Annotated in this window: 14 protein-coding genes; 4 read left to right on the top strand and 10 right to left on the bottom strand. The window is 69.9% G+C overall.

All coding sequences use genetic code 11. The annotated features are described in order from the left end of the window. Positions 1-26: 26 nt before the first annotated feature. On the top strand, positions 27-911 hold the full coding sequence (locus ACGFNK_RS33205; protein WP_393421813.1) for an SAM-dependent methyltransferase: 885 nt from the start codon (positions 27-29) through the stop codon (positions 909-911). An 80-nt stretch (positions 912-991) separates the two neighbouring features. Here ACGFNK_RS33205 and ffh read toward each other — a convergent pair whose 3' ends face one another. The 5 genes from ffh to ACGFNK_RS33180 form a co-directional block, all read right to left on the bottom strand. Further along, the gene (gene ffh, locus ACGFNK_RS33200; RefSeq protein WP_393421811.1) at positions 992-2,545 is read right to left on the bottom strand and encodes a signal recognition particle protein; all 1,554 of its coding nucleotides are present in this window, start codon (positions 2,543-2,545) and stop codon (positions 992-994) included. A gap of 141 nt (positions 2,546-2,686) precedes the next feature. Further along, the gene (locus ACGFNK_RS33195) at positions 2,687-5,161 is read right to left on the bottom strand and encodes a [protein-PII] uridylyltransferase (RefSeq protein WP_393421809.1); all 2,475 of its coding nucleotides are present in this window, start codon (positions 5,159-5,161) and stop codon (positions 2,687-2,689) included. Between the two features lie 25 nt (positions 5,162-5,186). Beyond that, positions 5,187-5,525, bottom strand: coding sequence for a P-II family nitrogen regulator (locus tag ACGFNK_RS33190; protein ID WP_009308760.1), 339 nt, complete (start codon positions 5,523-5,525; stop codon positions 5,187-5,189). Beyond that, the gene (locus ACGFNK_RS33185) at positions 5,522-6,865 is read right to left on the bottom strand and encodes an ammonium transporter (protein WP_393421807.1); all 1,344 of its coding nucleotides are present in this window, start codon (positions 6,863-6,865) and stop codon (positions 5,522-5,524) included. The genes ACGFNK_RS33190 and ACGFNK_RS33185 overlap by 4 nt, the downstream gene beginning before the upstream one ends. A 312-nt stretch (positions 6,866-7,177) precedes the next feature. Continuing rightward, positions 7,178-8,662 (bottom strand): hypothetical protein, encoded by a 1,485-nt coding sequence (locus ACGFNK_RS33180; protein ID WP_393421953.1) that lies wholly within the window; start codon positions 8,660-8,662, stop codon positions 7,178-7,180. A gap of 438 nt (positions 8,663-9,100) precedes the next feature. On the opposite strand from ACGFNK_RS33180, the gene ACGFNK_RS33175 reads away from it, so the two are divergent. After that, positions 9,101-9,769, top strand: a complete 669-nt coding sequence (locus ACGFNK_RS33175) for a bifunctional DNA primase/polymerase (protein WP_393421805.1) — start codon at positions 9,101-9,103, stop codon at positions 9,767-9,769. Between the two features lie 90 nt (positions 9,770-9,859). On the opposite strand, the gene ftsY is transcribed toward ACGFNK_RS33175, so the two are convergent. Further along, complete coding sequence (ftsY, locus tag ACGFNK_RS33170; protein WP_393421803.1) at positions 9,860-11,056, bottom strand: signal recognition particle-docking protein FtsY; 1,197 nt, start codon at positions 11,054-11,056, stop codon at positions 9,860-9,862. Positions 11,057-11,231: 175 nt separating this feature from the next. Here ftsY and ACGFNK_RS33165 point away from each other — a divergent pair, with 175 nt between their 5' ends. Then, entirely contained in the window at positions 11,232-12,221 is a 990-nt protein-coding gene (locus ACGFNK_RS33165) for an LLM class flavin-dependent oxidoreductase (protein WP_386346490.1), read from the top strand. Between the two features lie 97 nt (positions 12,222-12,318). Here the strand turns inward: ACGFNK_RS33165 and ACGFNK_RS33160 are convergent, their stop codons facing one another. The 4 genes from ACGFNK_RS33160 to ACGFNK_RS33145 all read right to left on the bottom strand — a co-directional run bounded on the left by ACGFNK_RS33160 (position 12,319) and on the right by ACGFNK_RS33145 (position 18,634). Beyond that, entirely contained in the window at positions 12,319-13,737 is a 1,419-nt protein-coding gene (locus ACGFNK_RS33160; RefSeq protein WP_393421801.1) for a sugar porter family MFS transporter, read from the bottom strand. A 227-nt stretch (positions 13,738-13,964) separates the two neighbouring features. After that, positions 13,965-17,546, bottom strand: coding sequence for a chromosome segregation protein SMC (smc, locus tag ACGFNK_RS33155; protein ID WP_393421799.1), 3,582 nt, complete (start codon positions 17,544-17,546; stop codon positions 13,965-13,967). Between the two features lie 212 nt (positions 17,547-17,758). Then, positions 17,759-17,962 carry a hypothetical protein gene (locus ACGFNK_RS33150; RefSeq protein WP_165338055.1) on the bottom strand — a complete coding sequence of 68 codons (204 nt, stop codon included), beginning with the start codon at positions 17,960-17,962 and terminating at the stop codon, positions 17,759-17,761. Between the two features lie 390 nt (positions 17,963-18,352). After that, a complete protein-coding gene (locus ACGFNK_RS33145; RefSeq protein WP_393421797.1) occupies positions 18,353-18,634 on the bottom strand; it encodes an acylphosphatase in 282 nt (93 codons plus the stop codon). Between the two features lie 131 nt (positions 18,635-18,765). Between ACGFNK_RS33145 and ACGFNK_RS33140 the strand changes: the two genes are divergently transcribed. After that, positions 18,766-19,908 carry a CAP domain-containing protein gene (locus tag ACGFNK_RS33140; RefSeq protein WP_393421795.1) on the top strand — a complete coding sequence of 381 codons (1,143 nt, stop codon included), beginning with the start codon at positions 18,766-18,768 and terminating at the stop codon, positions 19,906-19,908. Positions 19,909-19,964: the final 56 nt, after the last annotated feature.

Below are 19,964 nucleotides of genomic sequence, written 5' to 3'. Positions count from 1 at the left end.
CAACTCTCGGTGGATTGGGGCGCTTTATGACACCTACGCTCGTGCGGCAGCACCTGCCTCACGCAGGACCCACGTCCCGTGTGGACCCGTGCTCACGCGCGCGTGACTGGGCCGAGATCCAGGAACGGATGCTCGTCCCGCTCTGCGAAGCCGTCTACGAACGACTCGAAGTAGGCCACTCGACCCGTTTGCTCGGCCTCGGCTGCGGTTCCGGCCTCGCTCTCCTGATGGCGGCGTCACGGGGTGCCATGGTCACCGGTGTCGACTCGTGCACACCCGAACGGCTGGCCCTCGCGCGGGAACGTCTGCTGCCCGAAGCGTGGGGCACGCGCGCGCGTGCCGACGTACGAGACGTACGGCTGGTCGACGGGACCCCTCAAGACGCCTTAGCCGACGCAGATGCCGCCGATGCGGAGACGCCCGTGTACAGCCTGGTGACCGCCTTCGAACCGATCGGCTGCATGGCCGGCGACTCCGAGGGACTCGGTGAACTCCTGGAGGCCGCAACACCGCTCGCCGCCCGCGGCACCCCGGTGGTACTCGTCGGCTGGGGCCCGCCGGAACGCTGCACCACCTCGTCCGTGCTGCGGGTCGCCACCAAACTGGCGGACCCCCTGCGCAGCACGGGCAGCTGGCGCCCCGCCCGCCGCGACGACCTGGAGGAGGTCGCCCAGCGCGCCGGCCTGCGGCCCGACGGCTCCGGACGGGTGGCCTGCCCCTTCGGGTACGCCGACATGGACAACGCCGTACGCGGACTGCTGTCCACCGGGCTCTTCGACGCAGCCGCCGCCGCGACCGACCAGGCCCAGGTCGACAAGGAGCTGACGGAAGCGCTCCATCCGTATCAGCGGCACGACGGCACGGTGTGGATGCCGAATGTGTTCCGGTACCTCATCGCGCGTACGCCCTAGGCCCGATACGTCACTGGGGGCGCCCTCCCGGAGAAGGGCGCCCCCAGCGACGTACGAGAAAAGGCGTACCGGAACAGCCGTCAGCGCATGAACTTCTTGAACTCGTCGGGCAGTTCGAAGTCCTGCGGCTGCTGACCGCCCGGCAGGCCCAGGGCACCCCCGGCCTGGCTCGCGGCCTCCCGGCGGGCGGCTGCCTCCTGCTCCTGCTGCTTGCGCTTCATCGGGTTGCCGGAGCGCTGCTTGCCCTTGGCCTTCTTGGCCTGCTTCTTCGTCCGGCCGGCGCCGCCTCCCGTGCCCGGCATCCCAGGCATACCCGGCATACCGCCACCCTGGGCCATGCGGGACATCATCTTGCGGGCCTCGAAGAACCGCTCGACCAGGCCCTTGACCGCACTGACCTCGACACCGGAACCCTTGGCGATACGGGCGCGCCGCGAGCCGTTGATGATCGTCGGCTCCTGGCGCTCGGCCGGAGTCATCGACTTGATGATCGCGGCCGTACGGTCGACGTCGCGCTCGTCGAGGTTGTTGATCTGGTCCTTGATCTGGCCCATGCCGGGGAGCATGCCGAGCAGCTTGGAGATGGAGCCCATCTTCCTGACCTGCTCCATCTGGTCCAGGAAGTCGTCGAGCGTGAAGTCCTTGCCCTTGCTGGACGCCAGCTTGGAGGCCATCTTCTCGGCCTCTTGCTGCGAGAAGGTCTGCTCGGCCTTCTCGATCAGCGTGAGCATGTCGCCCATGCCGAGAATGCGGGACGCCATGCGGTCCGGGTGGAACGCGTCGAAGTCGTCCAGCTTCTCGCCGTTCGAGGCGAACATGATCTGGCGGCCGGTGACATGCGCGATCGAAAGCGCCGCACCACCGCGGGCGTCGCCGTCGAGCTTCGACAGGACCACCCCGTCGAAGCCGACGCCGTCGCGGAAGGCCTCCGCGGTGTTGACCGCGTCCTGACCGATCATCGCGTCGACGACGAAGAGGACCTCGTCGGGCGAGACCGCGTCACGGATGTCGGCGGCCTGCTGCATCATCTCGGTGTCGATACCGAGGCGGCCGGCGGTGTCGACGATGACGACGTCGTGCAGCTTCTGCTTCGCGTACTCGATGGAGTCCTTGGCGACCTGCACCGGGTCGCCCACGCCGTTGCCCGGCTCGGGCGCGAAGATGCCGACGCCCGCACGCTCGGCGACGACGCTCAGCTGGTTCACGGCGTTCGGGCGCTGGAGGTCGCAGGCCACGAGCACGGGGGCGTGGCCCTGGCTCTGGAGCCACTTGCCGAGCTTTCCGGCGAGGGTCGTCTTACCGGCACCCTGCAGACCCGCGAGCATGATCACGGTCGGCGGCTGCTTGGCGAAGCGCAGCCGCCGGGTCTCGCCACCGAGGATGCCGACGAGCTCGTCGTTGACGATCTTGATGACCTGCTGGGCAGGGTTCAGCGCCTGGGAGACCTCGGCCCCGGTCGCCCTCTCCTTGACCTGCTTGATGAAGGCGCGCACCACGGGCAGCGCGACGTCCGCCTCCAGCAGGGCGATACGGATTTCACGCGCCGTGGCGTCGATGTCCGCCTCGCTGAGGCGCCCTTTGCCGCGGAGGTTCTTGAATGTCGCTGCGAGGCGATCGGAAAGAGTGTCGAACACGGCGGTCGCGAATCCTCAAGTTGGGAGCAGGCGGACAGGGTCGCCCTCCAGGGTATCCGCACGCGCCAAGTGGGGTCTTCACCCAGTTCGTACGAAGCCAGAGGGCGCCCTCAGTCGTACGGCACCGCAGGCGCCCCCCGCCTACTCCCGCAACGTCTCCTCCAGCGCCCGAGCCACCGAGGCCGCCTCCTCGCCCGGCAAGGGCGCCCCCTCGGGACCCGTCACGTAGAAGGCGTCCACCGCGTTGGCCCCCAAAGTGCTGACGTGCGCGCTGCGCACCCGTACGTCCGCGTCCTCCAGGGCCCGGCCGATGCGGTGCAGCAGCCCGGGCGCGTCATGAGCCCGCACCTCGATCACGGTGGCCCGCCGCGATCCGACCGAAGCGACCGTCACCCGCGGCGGCGGCGCGATGATCCCCCGCCGCCGGGGATATGCAGCGTCCCGCTCGGCGAGCCGTCCCGCGATGTCGAGGGAGCCGTCGAGGGCGCGGACGAGGTCGGCGCGGAGCCGGGCGGCCTGCGGCAGCGAGCCGTACTCGGCGGCGACACGCCAGTCGAGGAGCAGCACAGAGCCCTCTGAAGGCGAGGAGTTCTCGGAGTCCTGGACGGAGTCCGGCAGATCCAGTGCGCGCAGTTCCGCCGTACGCACGGTGAGCCGGTGCATAGCGAGCACGCCGGCCACGGCAGGCAGCACCCCGGGCTGGTCCGGCACCGCGATGAGCAGTTCCACACCGAGGGGTTCCGGCTCGCCCGAGGGGTCCTCGGCCGGCGGCTCGGTCTGGGCGCGCAGGGACAGTACGGGGCTGCCGGTGCGGAACGCCTCGATCGCGAGACGTTCCTGCTCGGCGGTGGGCGCGGCGGTCTCCGGCTCCTCGGGGGCGTCCCCGGCGAGTACGGCCGAGACCCGCTTGACGAGGTCGGCCACCAGGGACGCGCGCCACGAGGACCAGGCGGCGGGCCCGGTGGCCAGCGCGTCCGCCTCGGTGAGCGCGTGCAGCAGCTCCAGCGTGCCCTGCGAGCCGACCGCCTCGGCGACGGAGCGCACGGTGGCCGGGTCCTCCAGGTCGCGCCGGGTCGCCGTCTCGACGAGCAGCAGGTGGTGGCGTACGAGGGCGGCGAGTGTCGCGACGTCCGTGCGGTCGAAGCCGATCCGGGCGGCCACGTCGCGCGCGATGATCTCGCCGGCTACGGAGTGGTCGCCGGGCCAGCCCTTGCCGATGTCGTGCAGCAGCGCGGATACCAGGAGGAGGTCGGGGCGGCCGACGCGGCGGGTCAGCTCGGAGGCCTGGACCGCGGTCTCGATGAGGTGCCGGTCGACGGTCCAGATGTGCACGGCGTTGCGCTGTGGGCGGCAGCGTACGCGTTCCCAGTCGGGCAGCAGCTGGGTGATCAGGCCCTCCGCCTCCAGCGCCTCCCAGACCTCGACGGTGGGGCGCCCGGAGCCGAGCAGGGTGACGAGCTGTTCGCGGGCCTCGGCGGGCCAGGGCGTGGGGAGCGGGCGGGCCGCGGCGGCCATCCGGCGGACGGCGTGCAGCGAGAGCGGCAGTCCGGACTGGGCGGCCGCGGCGGCGGCGCGCAGCGGCAGTACGGGGTCGCGGTCGGGGCGGGCGGCGCGGGCGAGGACGACCTCGCCGTCCTGCTCGACGACACCCTCTGCCAGCGGGGACCGCTCGGGGGCGGGCTTGCCGCCGCCCAGCATGGCGCGCAGGCGCGGGCGTACAGCGCGCGACTTGAGCACGCGCCCCACTTCACGCCAGGTGACGTCACTGGCGTACGAGATGACGCGGGCGGCCTCGTACACCTGGCGCAGCAGGGTGTCGGCGTCCAGCAGGCCGAGTTCTGCGGCGACCTGGTCCTGTTCCTGGAGCGAGAGCCGGTCGGTGGCGCGGCCGGTCGCGAGGTGCAGGGCGTCGCGGACGTCGAGTATCCGCTTGCGGGCGTCGGCGAGGCCCTCGCGCGGGGCGTCCGCGAGCCAGGAGGCGGCGACGGCGCGCAGGGCGGTGGCGTCGCGGAGGCCGCCGCGGGCTTCTTTGAGGTCGGGTTCGAGGAGGTACTGCAGCTCGCCCTGGCGCTCGGCCCGTTCGGCGCACAGTTCCTGGAGTTCGGGGAGGCGTTTGGGCGCCTGGTTGCGCCAGTCGGCGAGGACGGACGTACGCAGTCCTGCCGTCAGGCCGAGGTCGCCCGCGAGATGGCGGGCGTCGAGCAGGCCGAGCTGGACCTTCAGGTCTTCGCCCGCGGTCTTGCGCGCCTCGGCCGGCGTACGGACGGAGTGGTCGAGGGCGAGGCCGAGGTCCCATACGGGGTACCAGATGCGGTCCGCGAGAGCGGCCACCGCGTCCGGGTCGGCGCTGCCGTCGTGCAGGAGCAGCAGGTCGAGGTCGCTGCGGGGCGAGAGTTCGCCGCGGCCGTAGCCGCCGACGGCGATGAGGGAGACGCCGCGCAGTCCTTCGGCTCCGGCGTCGAACAGACCGGTGAGCCAGTCGTCGGTCAGTTCCGCAAGGGCCGCACGGCGCGGCGGCCCGGACCGCGCCCCCTCCTGGAGGAGGCGCAGCCGGGCCGCCGCATAGCCGCTGGGTCCCGAGTCCTCTGCTTCCGTACGTACGTCCGTACTCGTCACCCAGCGACTCCTGTTCTTCTTCTCTTTACAGCGCGTCGGGTCCGCGCTCGCCGGTCCGGACCCGGACGGCCGTCTCGACCGGGATGGACCAGACCTTGCCGTCTCCGATCTTGCCGGTGCGGGCCGCCTTGACGATGACGTCGATCAGCTGTTCGGCGTCGTCGTCCTCGGCCAGCACCTCGATACGGATCTTGGGGACGAGGTCGACGGTGTACTCGGCGCCGCGGTAGACCTCGGTGTGTCCCCGCTGACGACCGTAGCCGCTGGCCTCGGTGACCGTCAGGCCGTGCACCCCGAAGGCCTGCAGGGCTTCCTTGATCTCGTCGAGCCGGTGCGGCTTGACGACTGCGGTGATGAGCTTCATGCGTCCACCTTCTTGGCCTTGGCCTCCTGAGCCGGGGCGCTGGGAGCGGCGCTGAACGCCGAGCCACCACCACCACCGCTGAAGTCGTATGCGGTTTCGGCGTGCTCCGCCTGGTCGATGCCCGCGACCTCGTCGTCCTCACTGACCCGCATCCCGATCGTCTTGTCGATCAGGAAGGCGAGGACCGCGGAGGCCACCAGCGAGTAGGCGAGGACCGCGAAGACACCGGCGCACTGCTTCCAGAACTGGTCCAGGCCGCCGCCGTAGAAGAGGCCCGCGACGTCGGACTGGCCACCGCCGGTGGCGAAGAAGCCGATGAGCAGGGAGCCGACGACACCGCCGACGAGGTGGACGCCGACGACGTCGAGCGAGTCGTCGTAGCCGAGCTTGTACTTGAGGCCGACGGCCATGGCACACAGCACACCGGCGATGGCGCCGACGGCGATCGCGCCGAGCGGGGAGACCGCGCCACCGGACGGGGTGATCGCGACCAGACCGGCGACCGCGCCGGAAGCGGCACCGAGGGTGGTGAACGCACCGTGGCGGATCTTCTCGTAGGCGAGCCAGGCGAGTACGGCGGCAGCGGTGGCGACCTGCGTGTTGATGAACATCAGCGCGCCGACGCCGTCATCGTTGCCGAGCCAGGAGCCGGCGTTGAAGCCGAACCAGCCGAACCACAGCAGACCGGCGCCGAGCATGACCAGCGGGAGGCTGTGCGGGCGCATCGGGTCCTTCTTGAAGCCGACGCGCTTGCCGATGACCAGGATCACGCCGAGTGCCGCGGCACCAGCGTTGATGTGGACCGCCGTACCACCGGCGAAGTCGATCACACCGAGCTCGAAGGCCCAGCCGCCGGCGCCCCAGACCCAGTGCGCGACCGGGAAGTAGACGACCGTGGCCCACAGGGCGACGAACAGGGCCCACGCCGTGAACTTCACACGGTCCGCGAGGGCGCCGCTGATCAGGGCGGGCGTGATGATGGCGAACATCAGCTGGAAGACGGCGAAGACGTAGATCGGGATCGTGTAGCCGTCCCAGAGCTGCGTGAGGCCGATGCCGCTGAGCCCGACGTAGTCCGAGGACCAGCCGATGATGCCGCCGGAGTCGGTGCCGAACGCCATGGAGAAGCCGTACAGCACCCACAGAATGGTGACGATCCCCAGGCTGATGAAGCTCATCATCAGCATGTTGAGGGTGCTCTTGACGCGGACCATGCCTCCGTAGAAGAAGGCCAGGCCCGGTGTCATGAGCATCACCAGTGCAGAACAGATGAGCATGAACCCGGTGTTGGCGGCAGACAGCGTGGGAGCTTCTGCGGCCAGGGTGATGGCTGGTGCCATCGGCGTCTCCTCGTCGTTGGTACGGCCCCGTGCGGGGGAAGCCTGAGCGGGCAGAGCGGTGGGCCGGTTATGCGGCACGACATTGGCGCAGCGCCGTTTCCGTCGACGCCCCTCGATGTTTCGCCGCCGTGACGAAGGCGCCTCGCGTGTTACGCGTTGATGAACTGCCGGATGTCCGCTCGCGCGATCGTTATCGTGGCGCAACCTTCCGGCGAAAGTGCACAGCCGACCGCGGCCTGCCGTCCGATGACCTGGCGTGGGGAGCCGAGTCGGGCGGTAAGGGACGGCGGGCCGCGGCCGGGGCTTTGCGAGTCAGACCGCGTCGGCGGTCTCGGGCAGGTCAAGGGCCAGTTGCCCGGTCAGATCCACCACTTCGGCGAGGTCTCCGAAGTCGCGTACGGCCGTGTCGACGGTCTTTCGGATACGGGTGTTGACCCGCTCGGAGCGGACCTTCTTGGCGACCGTGAGCGCCTTCCTGGTGAGCACCGCACCCTGCTCGGGCTCCCGCTGCAGCAGGTGCACCGTGGCCATCCCGATGAGGTTGAGTGCGTACGAACGCTGGTGCTCGGCGTCCTTCGCGAAGAGGTCGACGGCCTTCTGCATCACGGGCTCGGCGAGCGAGGCGTAGGTGGGGCTGCGGCCCGCGACATAGGCGAGGTCACGGTAGGAGTGGGAGTTCTCGGCGTGCAGCTCCGCCTCGCTGAAGAAGCGGATCCAGTCGGGCTCGGGCTCGTCGAACTCCTGGGCGTCGACGAAGGTGTCCTCGGCCATCCGGACGGCGCGCTTGCACTTGCCGGGCTGGCCCATATTGGCGTACGCCCGGGCCTCCATCGCATACAGCATGGACTGTGTACGAGGGCTCGCACAGTCGCGGCCTCCGTACTGTGCGAGGTGGATCAGTTCCAGGGCGTCGTCGGGCCGCCCGAGGTGGATCATCTGGCGGCTCATGCTGGACAGGATGTACGAGCCGAGCGGCTTGTCGGCGGCTTCCTTGGCGGCGTGCAGGGCGAGGACGAAGTACTTCTGCGCGGTGGGCTGCAGCCCGACGTCGTAGCTCATCCAGCCCGCCAGCTCGGCCAGCTCTGCGGCGACCTTGAACAGGCGCTTGGCGGTGGCCGCGGGCTGAGGTTCCTGGAGGAGGTCCGTCACCTCGTGCAGCTGGCCGACGACGGCCTTGCGGCGCAGACCGCCGCCGCACTGCGCGTCCCACTGCCGGAACATGACCGTGGTGGTCTCCAGCAGATCGAGCTCGGGCTGGGACAGCCGGCCCGCGCGCCGCGTGACGGCTTGGGGCTCGGGTTCTTCGCGGGGGCCCGCGGGGCTGGGTACCAGCCAGCGTTGCATGGGCTCGATCAGGGACGAACCGGCGGAGAGGAACAGCGAGGTGCCGAGGAAGCCGCGGCGGGCCAGCATCAGGTCACTGCGGGAGAACTCGCTGATCAGGGCGATGGTCTGCGGGGCGGTCCACGGCAGGTCGACGCCGGACACGGACGGTGACTGGTGGGCGGAGCGCAGGCCGAGGTCCTCGACGGCGACGACACAGCCGAAGCGCTCGGAGAACAGCTCGGACAGGATGCGCGGGATCGGCTCGCGCGGGTTCTCCCCGTCCAGCCAGCGGCGCACGCGGGAGGTGTCCGTGGAGATGTGGCTGGCGCCCAACTGGCGGGCCCGGCGGTTCACTTGACGCGCCAGCTCACCCTTGGACCAGCCGCTGCGCACGAACCAGGAGCTGAGCAGCTCATTGGGACGCTTGTCAGCGCCAGTCGCGGTCGTCCCGCTTCCGCCGTTGCCGCCCACTGGCACGCCCCCATTTCTGAAACCACTTGTTGCGCTGTGTGCGCCAAGCCCTACCAGATTGCCGGTACATACGGTCGCCCGTCCGGCGGTTCTCACCTGTCGAACGAAGAGCCGACTTGCCTCCGGCATACTCACGAGTTGAGCGTTCCCAGGAGTCGTGCACTCACAGTAATCCTACGATCACCTCCCCGGCCATGGCGGATGCGGAAACGCCACCATTCGCCACCCCTTCGAATGAACTCACGGTTGCCGGTCCGCGATTCACTTGACACAGGACAGCCAGGAGTGGCGGAACGGTGCACGCCGGGGCGCGCGGAGCCAAGCGCACCACCCGGAGCGCTTCTGGACGCTGCTTGCTCCAAGTCGACGCCGGGAACACAGGGTTACGTTCCGATTCCGCCACGTAACCATCGGTGCGCTGAACCTGTTGGAGGGGGCATGGGCTTCACGATCGGCGGCAGCCGTGGGATGCGCGAGATCAGGCCCGGCTCACGTCGCCGTGGCCGCTCCTCGGAGTGCACCGCCGTGGCCGAGTTCACCGGACTGTGGGGCTGGGACGTGGTGCCCGGCGCCCGAGCGGCCGCGGGTTCCTGCTCGTGCGGCGGGACCGACTGCCCGGCACCCGGCGCGCACCCGCTGGACTTCGCACCGGTCGTCCCGGCCGGTGCCACGCTCGACCAGGCGACCGAAGCCTGGGCCGACTTCCCCGGCGCCGCGGTCCTGCTCCCGGTGGGACGCGCCTTCGACGTGATCGAAGTCGCCGAACCCGCCGGGCGACGCGCACTGATCCGCCTCGAACGGATGGGCCTCCCGCTCGGCCCCGTGACGGCGACCCCGGACGGCCGCGCCCACTTCTTGGTCGCCCCAGGCACCGCGGCCGAACTGCCCGAGTTCCTCTACCGCATGGGCTGGGACTGGGACGACGCCACCCTCGACCTCCATGGCCTCGGCCCCGGCACGTACATCACGGCCCCGCCCTCCGACCGCGCCGGCCTCGGCCCGGTCCGCTGGCTCCGCTCCCCCGCCCTCGACTCGGCGACAAAGCCGCCCGCGGCACGACTGCTGCTGGGGACACTGGCCTACGTGGCGCACCGGTCGCGGGCGTAGCCCCGCGGGGCGGCAACAGCGAAGCGCGCGTCCCCGACTGCACCTCGGGAACGCGCGCTTCTCCCAGCACCTACTACTTTCAGTAGCTGCCTATTCTCCGATAAGAGCGTCAACGAACGCCTCCGGCTCGAACGGCGCCAAGTCGTCCGCGCCCTCGCCCAGGCCGACGAGCTTGACCGGAACGCCCAGCTCGCGCTGGACCGCGATGACGATGCCGCCCTTGGCCGTGCCGTCGAGCTTCGTCAGGACGATGCCGGTGATGTCGACGACCTCGGCGAAGACACGGGCCTGGACGAGGCCGTTCTGACCGGTGGTGGCGTCCAGGACCAGCAGGATCTCGTCGAGCGGCGCGTGCTTCTCGACCACGCGCTTGACCTTGCCGAGCTCGTCCATGAGACCGGTCTTGGTGTGCAGGCGCCCCGCGGTGTCGATGAGCACGACGTCCGAGCCCATCTCCTTGCCCTCCTTGACCGCGTCGAAGGCCACGGAGGCGGGATCGCCGGCCTCGGGCCCGCGCACCGTGTACGCGCCGACCCGCTCGCCCCAGGTCTGGAGCTGATCGGCGGCGGCGGCACGGAACGTGTCGGCGGCACCCAGGACGACAGTGCGACCGTCCGCGACAAGAACGCGAGCGAGCTTGCCGGTGGTGGTGGTCTTGCCGGTGCCGTTGACACCGACGACCATCACGATGCCGGGCTTGCTGGCCTCGGGCTCCGTCTTCACGGTGCGGTCCATATCGGTGCCGACCAGCTTGAGGAGCTCCTCGCGCAGCAGGCCGCGCAGCTCCTCGGGCGTACGGGTGCCGAGCACCTTCACACGCTCACGCAGCCCCTCGACAAGCTCCTGGGTGGGCTGAACGCCGACATCGGCGGTGAGGAGCGTGTCCTCGATCTCCTCCCAGGTGTCGTCGTCCAGATGCTCGCGCGACAGGAGCGTGAGCAGCCCCTTGCCGAGCGCGTTCTGCGAGCGGGAGAGCCGGGCGCGCAGACGCACCAGGCGCCCCTCGGTCGGCTCCGGGATCTCGATCTCGGGTGCGGCCGGGCGTTCCTCGACGGCGACGCCCCCCGAGGCGTCCGGAAGATCCACCTCCTCGATCGTGCGGCGCGGTTCCTCGCGCGGCGTCTCGGCCTCGTCGCCGACGTGCGGCTCGGCCGGAGGGGCGGTGATGTCGGGCGTGGCGGGGGGCGGCGGGGGCGGCTGCTTCCGCTTGCGGCTGCCGACGACGAGCCCGCCGAGCGCACCGATCACGACTACGGCGATGACTACAAGAAGGATGACGATGTCCATAACGCACCCAGTATGCGCGACCCTCCACTCGCCGTCTTTCTCCGCTCACGGGCGCGTGCCGTCAGGATGCGCGAGGTGTCTCCAGGGTGTGGCCCCGATGTCACGGCTATAGCTGTCTGACGCTCCGTCAGCTACCGTCCCCCTTCGCCGGCACCCGCCCGAAGGAGGACCCGCCATGCCCGTGACGGTCGTACGTTTCAACCTGGTGGAGCCCGACGCGACGAGCGAATCCCTCAGCGCCCGCTACCAGGCCGCCCTGGAGATGGCCGCGTACGCGGACGACCGCGGGATGAGCACCGTGCAGACCGAGGAGCACCATGGCGTCGCCAACAACTGGCTGCCCTCGCCCTTCACCTTCGCGGGCGCGGTCTTCGGCGCCACCCGCCGGATCGCGGTCACGGTCTCGGCGATCATCGGTCCGCTGCACGATCCGCTGCGGCTGGCCGAGGAGATCGCCGTACTCGATCTGATCAGCGGCGGCCGGCTGGTGACGGTCGCGGGGATCGGCTACCGACCCGAGGAGTACGCGCTCTTCGACGTCGAGTGGAAGCGGCGCGGCAAGCTCCAGGACGAGCTGCTGGAGACGCTGCTCAAGGCGTGGACGGGCGAGGACTTCGAGTACCGGGGCCGTACGGTCCGGATCACCCCGCGCCCGTACACCCGGCCGCATCCGCTGCTGTTGGTCGGCGGCTCCTCGCAGGCGGCGGCCCGGCGTGCCGCCCGGCTCGGGCTGCCGTTCTTCCCGAGCGCGCATCTGCCGGAGCTGGAGGCGTACTACAAGGAGCGTCTCGTGGAGTACGGCACGGAGGGCTGGACCATGATGCCTCCGGCCGAGACCCCGCTGCTGCACCTGGCCGAGGACCCGGACCGCGTGTGGGCGGAGCACGGCGAGCACTTCCTGCACGAGGCGCGGACATACGCGTCCTGGCAGTCCGGCGACATCCGTTCCGCGGTGAAGTCGGGGGCGACGACAGTCGACGAACTGCGCGCCGAGGGCGTGTACCGGATCGTGACGCCGGACGAGTGCCTGGCCCAGGGCCTCGACAACTACGTACTGCATCCGTTGTCCGGCGGGATGCCGGTCGACGAGGGCTGGCGCAGCATGCATCTGTTCTGCGAAAACGTGCTGCCCCGGCTCAAGAACCTCGAGAACCACGAGGGCTGAGCCGGGGCAGTACGCCTTACGGAACGAGGAGAGGGGCAGCGGGGACTTGGCCCGTCTCCTCGTGCTCGGGGGCCTTCGGGGCCCTTTCGAGGCGGATCTATCCCATCTCCTCCAGCGCCTTGCCCTTGGTCTCCGTGACGAACTTGAGCACGAAGGGGATGGAGAGGGCGGCGAAGACGGTGTAGATCACGTATGTCAGGGAGAGGTTCCAGTCGGCCAGGGACGGGAAGCTCGCGGTGATGGCCCAGTTGGCGATCCACTGCGCGGAGGCGGCGACGCCGAGGGCGGCGGCGCGGATCTTGTTCGGGAACATCTCGCCGAGGAAGACCCAGACGACCACACCCCACGAGAGGGCGAAGAAGAGCACGAAGACGTGGGCTGCGATCAGCGCGACCCAGCCCTGGGTGGCCGGTAGCTTGCCGTCGACGAGGTCGAAGGAGAAGGCCCAGGCTTCGAGGGCGAGACCGAGGACCATGCCGACGGAGCCGATGAGCGCGAGGGGCCTGCGGCCGATGCGGTCGACGAAGATCATGGCGATCACGGTGCCGACGATGTTGATGATCGACGTCGTGAACGAGTAGAAGAAGGACTCCGTCGGGTCGACGCCGACGGACTGCCACAGCGTCGAGGAGTAGTAGAACGCGACGTTGATGCCGACGAACTGCTGGAAGACGGAGAGCCCGATGCCGATCCAGACGATCGGCCGGAAGAAGAAGCTGCCGCCGAGCAGGTCCCTGAAGGTCGACTTGTGCTCGCTCTTCATGGCGTGCTCGATCTCCCGCACACGGGCGTCCAGGTCGACGTCCTTGCCCTCGACCTCGGCGAGCACCTCGCGGGCGCGGGTCTCCTTGCCGGCGGAGATGAGGTAGCGGGGTGACTCGGGGATCGCGAAGGAGAGCAGGCCGTACAGGATGGCGGGGATGACCATCACGCCGAGCATGACCTGCCAGGCTTCCAGGCCCATCAGGCTGCCGCGCTGGTCGCCGTCCGCGGCGTTCAGGATGGCCCAGTTGACCAGCTGGGAGACGGCGATGCCGATGACGATCGCGGCCTGCTGGAAGGAGCCGAGGCGTCCGCGGTACGCGGCGGGGGCGACCTCGGCGATGTAGGCGGGGCCGATCACGGAGGCCATGCCGATGGCGAAGCCGCCGACGATGCGCCAGAAGGCCAGGTCGTACAGCGCGAAGGGCAGTGCGGAGCCGACGGCGCTGACGATGAAGAGGACGGCCGAGATCTGCATACAGCGGATGCGGCCTATGCGGTCGGCGATGCGGCCCGCCGTGGCGGCGCCGATCGCGCAGCCGATCAGCGCGATGGCGATCACCTGCGCCAGGGCCGCGGAGCCGATGTCGTAGCGGTCCCGGATGGCTTCGACGGCGCCGTTGATCACGGCACTGTCGTAGCCGAAGAGGAAGCCGCCCATCGCGGCCGCCGCCGCGATGAAGATGACATGCCCGAGGTGTTCGGGGTGAGCCTCTCGGGGTCCTGTCTTGGGTACCTGCGCTGCGCGGGTCACGTGTACTCCTCGGGCCGCCGGCCTCGCTGCCGGGGGGTGGGTAAGCCCTTCAACTGAAGGTGAAGGCAACGTTTCTGAGGTTATTCCTTCAAGTTTCGAAGTCAACAGGGGTAGATGAGGGCAGGGTTATAAGCGGGTAAGGGTTTTGTGTTCGAATCTTGAATGGGCTGCCCATGTTGTGACCATCGAGCAACCGTCCGGCCATCCGAAGAGCCGGCGAAGCCGAGCTACCGAAGCCTCTGGCTGATCACCTTCGACACCCCGTCGCCCTGCATGGAGACGCCGTACAGCGCGTCGGCGACCTCCATCGTGCGCTTCTGATGGGTGATCACGATCAGCTGCGAGGCCTCTTGCAGCTCCTGCATGATGCGGATGAGCCGCTGCAGGTTGGTGTCGTCGAGCGCCGCCTCGACCTCGTCCATCACATAGAACGGGCTGGGCCGGGCCTTGAAGATCGACACGAGCATCGCCACGGCGGTCAGCGAGCGCTCGCCGCCGGAGAGCAGGCTGAGGCGCTTGACCTTCTTGCCCGGCGGCCGGGCCTCCACATCCACGCCCGTGGTGAGCATGTTGTCGGGATCGGTCAGGATCAGCCGTCCATCGCCGCCGGGGAACAGCCGGCTGAAGACGCCTTCGAACTCGCGGGCCGTGTCCCGGAACGCCTCGGTGAAGACCTGCTCGACGCGCTCGTCGACCTCCTTCACCACCTGGAGCAGATCGGCACGCGTCTTCTTGAGGTCCTCCAGCTGCTCGCTGAGGAACTGGTGACGTTCCTCCAACGCCGCGAACTCCTCCAGGGCGAGCGGGTTGACCTTGCCGAGCTGCTGGTAGGCCCGTTCGGCCGACTTGAGCCGCTTCTCCTGCTCTCCGCGGACGAACGGCCGGGGCTGGTTGCGCGGGTGCTCCGGGTCCTCGGGCAGTTCCTCTCCCTCGGCGGCGAGCGAGGGCGGCACAAGCTGGTCGGGGCCGTAGTCGGCCACGAGACCCGCCGGTTCCACACCGAGCTCCTCCAGCGCCTTTGACTCCAACTGCTCGATCCGCAGCCGCTTCTCGGCGCCGAGTACCTCGCCGCGGTGCACTGAATCCGTGAGTTTGTCGAGTTCGGCCTTGAGGTCCCGCCCCTCGTTGCGGGCGGCGACGAGATCCTGCTCCCTCAGGGCCTTGGCGCTCTCGGCGGCGGTGCGTTCCTCCTCCGCCCGGCCCACCGAGACCTCGACGTGCGCGAGCAGTTGCCGCGCACCGGAGGCGACGGCTTCGGCGACGGCGGCTTCGTGCCTCAGCCGCGCCCTGCGCTGCTCGGCACGCGCGCGTGCCTCACGTTCGGCGCGCGCGGCCCGGTCGAGCGCATCGGCCCGTCCGGCCAGCCCTTTGACCCGTTCCTCGTGCGTGCGTGCCTGGAGCCGGGCCTCCATCTCGGTCTGCCGCGCATTGGCGCCGTCCGCGGCGAGCCGGTCCCGTACGGAGGTGTCGGGCTCCTCCTCGACGGGCATCTCCTCGGCCACGGCGAGCCGTTCGGCCAGCTCTTCGACTTCCTCCAGGGCCCTGTCGAGGGCTTCCTGCGCCCGCGCGGCAGCGGCGGTGCTCCGCTCGGCCTCCCCTGCCGCCCCTCGGGCCTGCCCGGCCAGCCGCCCGAGCTGCTGGGCGACCGCCGATTTCTCCCGCTCCCCGGCTCGCCGCCGCTCCCCCAACTCCTCGACGAGTGCGGCCCGTTCCTTGCGCTGCTCGGCTGCGAAATACTGCGCCTCGGTCAACTCATCGCATCGCACGGCGAGTTCTTCCAGCTCGGCTGCGGCTTCGTCGACGGAAGCCTGCACCTCGAGCAGACTCGGCGCCCCGGCCGACCCTCCGTGCGCGAAGTGCGCCCCGAGCAGATCGCCTTCGGCGGTCACCGCGGTCAGCTCCGGCCGCGCACTCACCAGATCCTCGGCGTCCTCCAGGGTTCCCACCACGACGATGCCCCGCAGCAAGCGCCGTACGGCGGGCATGAGTTCGGCGGGCCCTCGGACCAGATCGGCGGCGTACGGAGGCCTGTCGTGCCCCGGAGTTACGCCACTGGGGGCGCCGTCGCCCGATGCCGGCACCTCCTCGGGTGCCCCCGCAAGCAGCAGGGCCGCTCGCCCGGCGTCCTGCTTGCGGAGCAGGCGGATGGCGTCGGCGGCCGAGTTCGGGGTGGTCACCGCGATGGCGTCCGCTGCCGTCCCGAAGGCGGCGGCCAGGGCGACCTCGTAGCCCGGGGTGACCGACAGGAGTTCGGCGGCCGGGCCCAGCAGGCCGGTGAGACGGTCCTTTGCACCGAGCAGGGCCCCCGTGCCGTCCTTGCGGCGCAGGCCGAGGGCCAGGGCCTCGTGGCGGGCCTGGGTGGCGGCGCGCTTGCGTTCCGCGGAGGTGGTCGCCTCGCGGGCCGCCGCCAGGGCGGACTCCGCCTCCGCCAGCGCAGACTTGGCCGCCTCGTGCCGCTCGGCCAGCTCCGCGTCTCCCTCGTCCAGGCCGTCCACCTCGGCCTTGAGCGTTTCGTACTCCTCCTGCGCCGCGACCGCCCGCTCCTGGGCCTCGTCCCGTGCGGAGGCGAGGCGGTCGATCTCCGCCTGGGCGGATGTGGCACGCGAACGGGCCGCGTTGACCTGGCCGTTCAGCCGGGCGAGCCCTTCGCGGCGGTCGGCGATGGCGCGGGCCACGTCCTTCAGCCGCCGTTCCTCCATCGCCAGTTCGCGCTCCAGCTCGGACCGGTGCGCGACCGTGTCCTCCAGTGCCCGCTCGGCCGCCTCGAGGGCCGCTTCGAGCTCGGCCTCCTGTTCACGGATCCGTGCGGCCTCGCGCTCCATGTCCTCGGGATCGCGCCCGCGCCGCTCCTCGGGCGGCACGGAGGTCGCGCTCTTGACCCGGGCGTCGGCCAGCGAGATCGTGCCGCGCACCCGCTCGGCCAGCTGCGACAGTTCGTGCCAGGTCTGCTGCGCCCGCTGGAGCCGCGGTGTGAGGCGCCGCACCTCGTCCTCGAGCTGCGCCTCCCGCTGGAGGGCCTTCTTCAGCTCGGCCTCGGCGGCGTCCTTGCGTTCCTTGAGCGCGGCCTCGTCGGCGATCTCGGCCTGGAGCGCCTGGCGGAGTCGTACGAGGTCGTCGGCGAGCAGCCGCAGCCGGGCGTCCCTCAGGTCGGCCTGGATGACGGCGGCCCGGCGCGCGACGGCCGCCTGGCGGCCGAGCGGCTTGAGCTGGCGCCGCAGTTCGTCGGTCAGGTCCTGCACACGCGCGAGGTTCGCCTGCATCGCGTCCAGCTTCCGCAGCGCCTTCTCCTTGCGCTTACGGTGCTTGAGGACGCCCGCGGCCTCCTCGATGAAGGCACGGCGGCCCATCGGATCGGCGTGCAGCACGGAGTCGAGCTGTCCCTGGCCGACGATGACGTGCATCTCGCGGCCGATGCCGGAGTCGGACAACAGCTCCTGAATATCCAGCAATCGGCACGTATCACCGTTGATCTGGTACTCACTGCCGCCGTTGCGGAACATGATCCGCGTGATGGTGACCTCGGCGTACTCGATGGGCAGCGCGCCGTCGGAGTTGTCGATGGTGAGGGACACTTCGGCGCGGCCGAGGGGCGGTCGCCCGGTCGTCCCGGCGAAGATGACGTCCTCCATCTTGCCGCCGCGCAGCGACTTGGCGCCCTGCTCGCCCATGACCCAGCTGAGCGCGTCCACGACATTGGACTTGCCCGAACCGTTCGGGCCGACGACACACGTGATCCCCGGCTCGAACCGGAGCGTGGTCGCCGAAGCGAACGACTTGAACCCTCTCAGGGTCAGGGCCTTGAGGTGCACGCCGCCGGACTCTACCGTCCGGGTCTGTCTCACTCCATGAACGAACGGTTTCACCCATGAACGTGCAGGGCACACCAGACGTTAAAGACAGTGAAAGGGTGCGCGGGACAGAGGCGGGGCCAAAAAGAAGGGACGCCGAAGCGTCCCTTGCAATTCTGGTTAGCGGCTGACACGGACAGCCCGATCACTGGCGGCGTCATTTGCCGTAGTGGTCAGGTGAGCGCAGGCTCCGCCTGGGGTACGTCGATGCTCTTCAGAAGTTGTTCGTGAGAAGCGGCAGCCGTCAGCTCGTCGTTCTCGGCCTGGATCCGTACGAGCTCGGATTCCAGGTCCTGGACGCGCTGCTGGAGCCGTCGCATCTCGGCGAGGAGTCGCGGGTCAGAGCCGCCGACGTAACCGAGAAGCGCCTTTGCCATGATGGATGGTCCTCCACAATGAGTGACCGACCGAAGCGGTTGGGTCGTGAGGGAATCGCACCCGTGGTGCTTGGCACTGTTCAGTTGTTGCTGCCGTTCTTACATGCCAAACAGCTAAGGTGCGCGGGGCTTTCAGCGTCTCACCAAAAAGTTTGACGGTCAACACGATCACGCCCTGTATTGACGGGCGACCCGGGGCGCGCGGCCTGGAAACGGGCGGCGCTGCCTCTCCTGCGGGGCCCTGAGGGCGTAGAGATCATCCTTCCTTCGCGAGCCTGCCACGACAAGCGGTTCTTGGCAACCACCAGGTAGTTTCTGCCTCGGGCAGGTGCCCCGGGCCGCTCGCGCTCCCCTGCCTGCGGTGTGGCGGCCCGCGAGGAGCAGTGGATCTCAGCGGATGACGAAGCCGTCGTAGCCGCCGCGGGGTGTGTCCCAAATCTCGGTGACTCCGTCGACCCGGCCGGGTGTGTCGTCCCCCCGCAGCCAGTCGAGCAGTCCCTCACAGCCGGCCCGCGGCCCCTCGGCGACCACCTGAACCCGGCCGTCCGGCAAATTGAGAGCAAAGCCACTCAGGCCGCCGAGCTCCAGCGCCTTGGCACGGGTGAACCAGCGGAAACCCACACCTTGGACGCTTCCACGCACCCAGGCCACGAGTCGCACATCGTCGTTCATGCGTGCACGCTAACCAGTCATTTGCTTCCTGAGCACTTCCTCCTCATGCGTCATGCGGTACCGTCCCGACGCAATGCACCTCACTCGTTCGGGTGAGGAACGTTGACTGCAAGGATGAGGAAGGCCAGGAGATGGGACGCCACCGACGCTCCGCCGCCGGCCGCGCCGCCACAGGCCGCGCCACCGGCGTCACGCAAACGTACGGATCACACACCGGCGGCTACTCAACGGCCGGTGCGGGTTACTACGCGACCGACGCCATCTCGGCGGCCGGGCAGGGCCTCTACGAGGGGCATGCCCTCCACCCGCAGAACGATGCCTACGCGCACAGTGACGCGTATCTCTTCGCAGCGGGCGACACCGCTCCGGGGAGTGCCGCGTACCTCTACGCAACGGGCGACGTCGACGCGTACGCCACGACCAGCTTCGCGTCCGTCCCCGGCCCCCGCGGCGGGCGCTCGCACCGCCGCCGCAAGAAGGCCAGGGCCGCGGTGCCCGTGCGCACCGGTCTGCTCGGAGTCTCCGCGGCCGTCGCGATGGGCGCCGTCGCAGTCGCCTCCGGGCTGATTCCGGGCGGCGGTGACACCAACACGGCCGGCGGCAACAACGCGGGCAAGGTGCAGACCTCGGACTTCCCGACCGGCCTGGGCGCCCAGGGCGGTGCGGACGGCTCCGCCGACGACCGCGACGGCTCCGGCACAAGCCGTGACGCCGACCGTTCCCCCTCGCCTTCACCGACCCCCACGAAGCCGACGAAGGAGCCCTCGAAGGAGCCCTCGAAGGAGCCCTCGGCGAAGCCGACCACGAAAACTCCGGAGAAGCCGAAGCCGAAGCCGACTCCGTCGCGTACGGCCACGAAGGTACCCAAGCCCACCCCGCCCAAGGCGGTGTCCCCGCAGACCGCGGCTGAGGCCGAGGTGCTCAAGCTGGTGAACCAGGAGCGGGAGAAGGCGGGCTGCAGCCCGGTGACGGCGTCCGGCACGCTCGCCAAGCTGGCCCAGGCCTTCAGCGAGGACATGGCCGAGCAGGACTTCTTCGACCACACCGACCCGAGCGGGGCCACCCCGTGGGACCGGGCGGATGTACTCGGCATAGCGAACCTCGGCGGCGAGAACATAGCCCGTGGCCAGGCCGACGCCGAGGCCGTCATGGAGGCCTGGATGAACAGCCCCGGCCACCGCGCGAACATCCTGAACTGTGACTTCAAGACCCTGGGAGTCGGCGCCCACTTCGCTGCGGGCGGCCCCTGGTGGACGCAGGACTTCGGCTACTGAGCGACCACTGAGCGGTTTCTTTTGGTTAGCGCCACCTGTTGGTAGGCGCTGCGCCG

Source organism: Streptomyces sp. NPDC048825 (genome assembly GCF_043198355.1).
Taxonomy (GTDB): Bacteria; Actinomycetota; Actinomycetes; order Streptomycetales; family Streptomycetaceae; genus Streptomyces; species Streptomyces xiangluensis.
The sequence above is the reverse complement of the archived record's forward strand: the minus strand, read 5'-3'. Positions and strand labels throughout refer to the sequence as shown.

Coding starts and splice junctions, on each gene's coding strand:
- ACGFNK_RS33205 (WP_393421813.1), top strand. CDS start 27: ATGACACCTACGCTCGTGCGGCAGCACCTGCCTCACGCAGGACCCACG.
- ACGFNK_RS33190 (WP_009308760.1), bottom strand. CDS start 5,525: ATGAAGCTCATCACCGCAGTCGTCAAGCCGCACCGGCTCGACGAGATC.
- ACGFNK_RS33185 (WP_393421807.1), bottom strand. CDS start 6,865: ATGGCACCAGCCATCACCCTGGCCGCAGAAGCTCCCACGCTGTCTGCC.
- ACGFNK_RS33175 (WP_393421805.1), top strand. CDS start 9,101: ATGGGCTTCACGATCGGCGGCAGCCGTGGGATGCGCGAGATCAGGCCC.
- ftsY (WP_393421803.1), bottom strand. CDS start 11,056: ATGGACATCGTCATCCTTCTTGTAGTCATCGCCGTAGTCGTGATCGGT.
- ACGFNK_RS33165 (WP_386346490.1), top strand. CDS start 11,232: ATGCCCGTGACGGTCGTACGTTTCAACCTGGTGGAGCCCGACGCGACG.
- ACGFNK_RS33150 (WP_165338055.1), bottom strand. CDS start 17,962: ATGGCAAAGGCGCTTCTCGGTTACGTCGGCGGCTCTGACCCGCGACTC.
- ACGFNK_RS33145 (WP_393421797.1), bottom strand. CDS start 18,634: ATGAACGACGATGTGCGACTCGTGGCCTGGGTGCGTGGAAGCGTCCAA.
- ACGFNK_RS33140 (WP_393421795.1), top strand. CDS start 18,766: ATGGGACGCCACCGACGCTCCGCCGCCGGCCGCGCCGCCACAGGCCGC.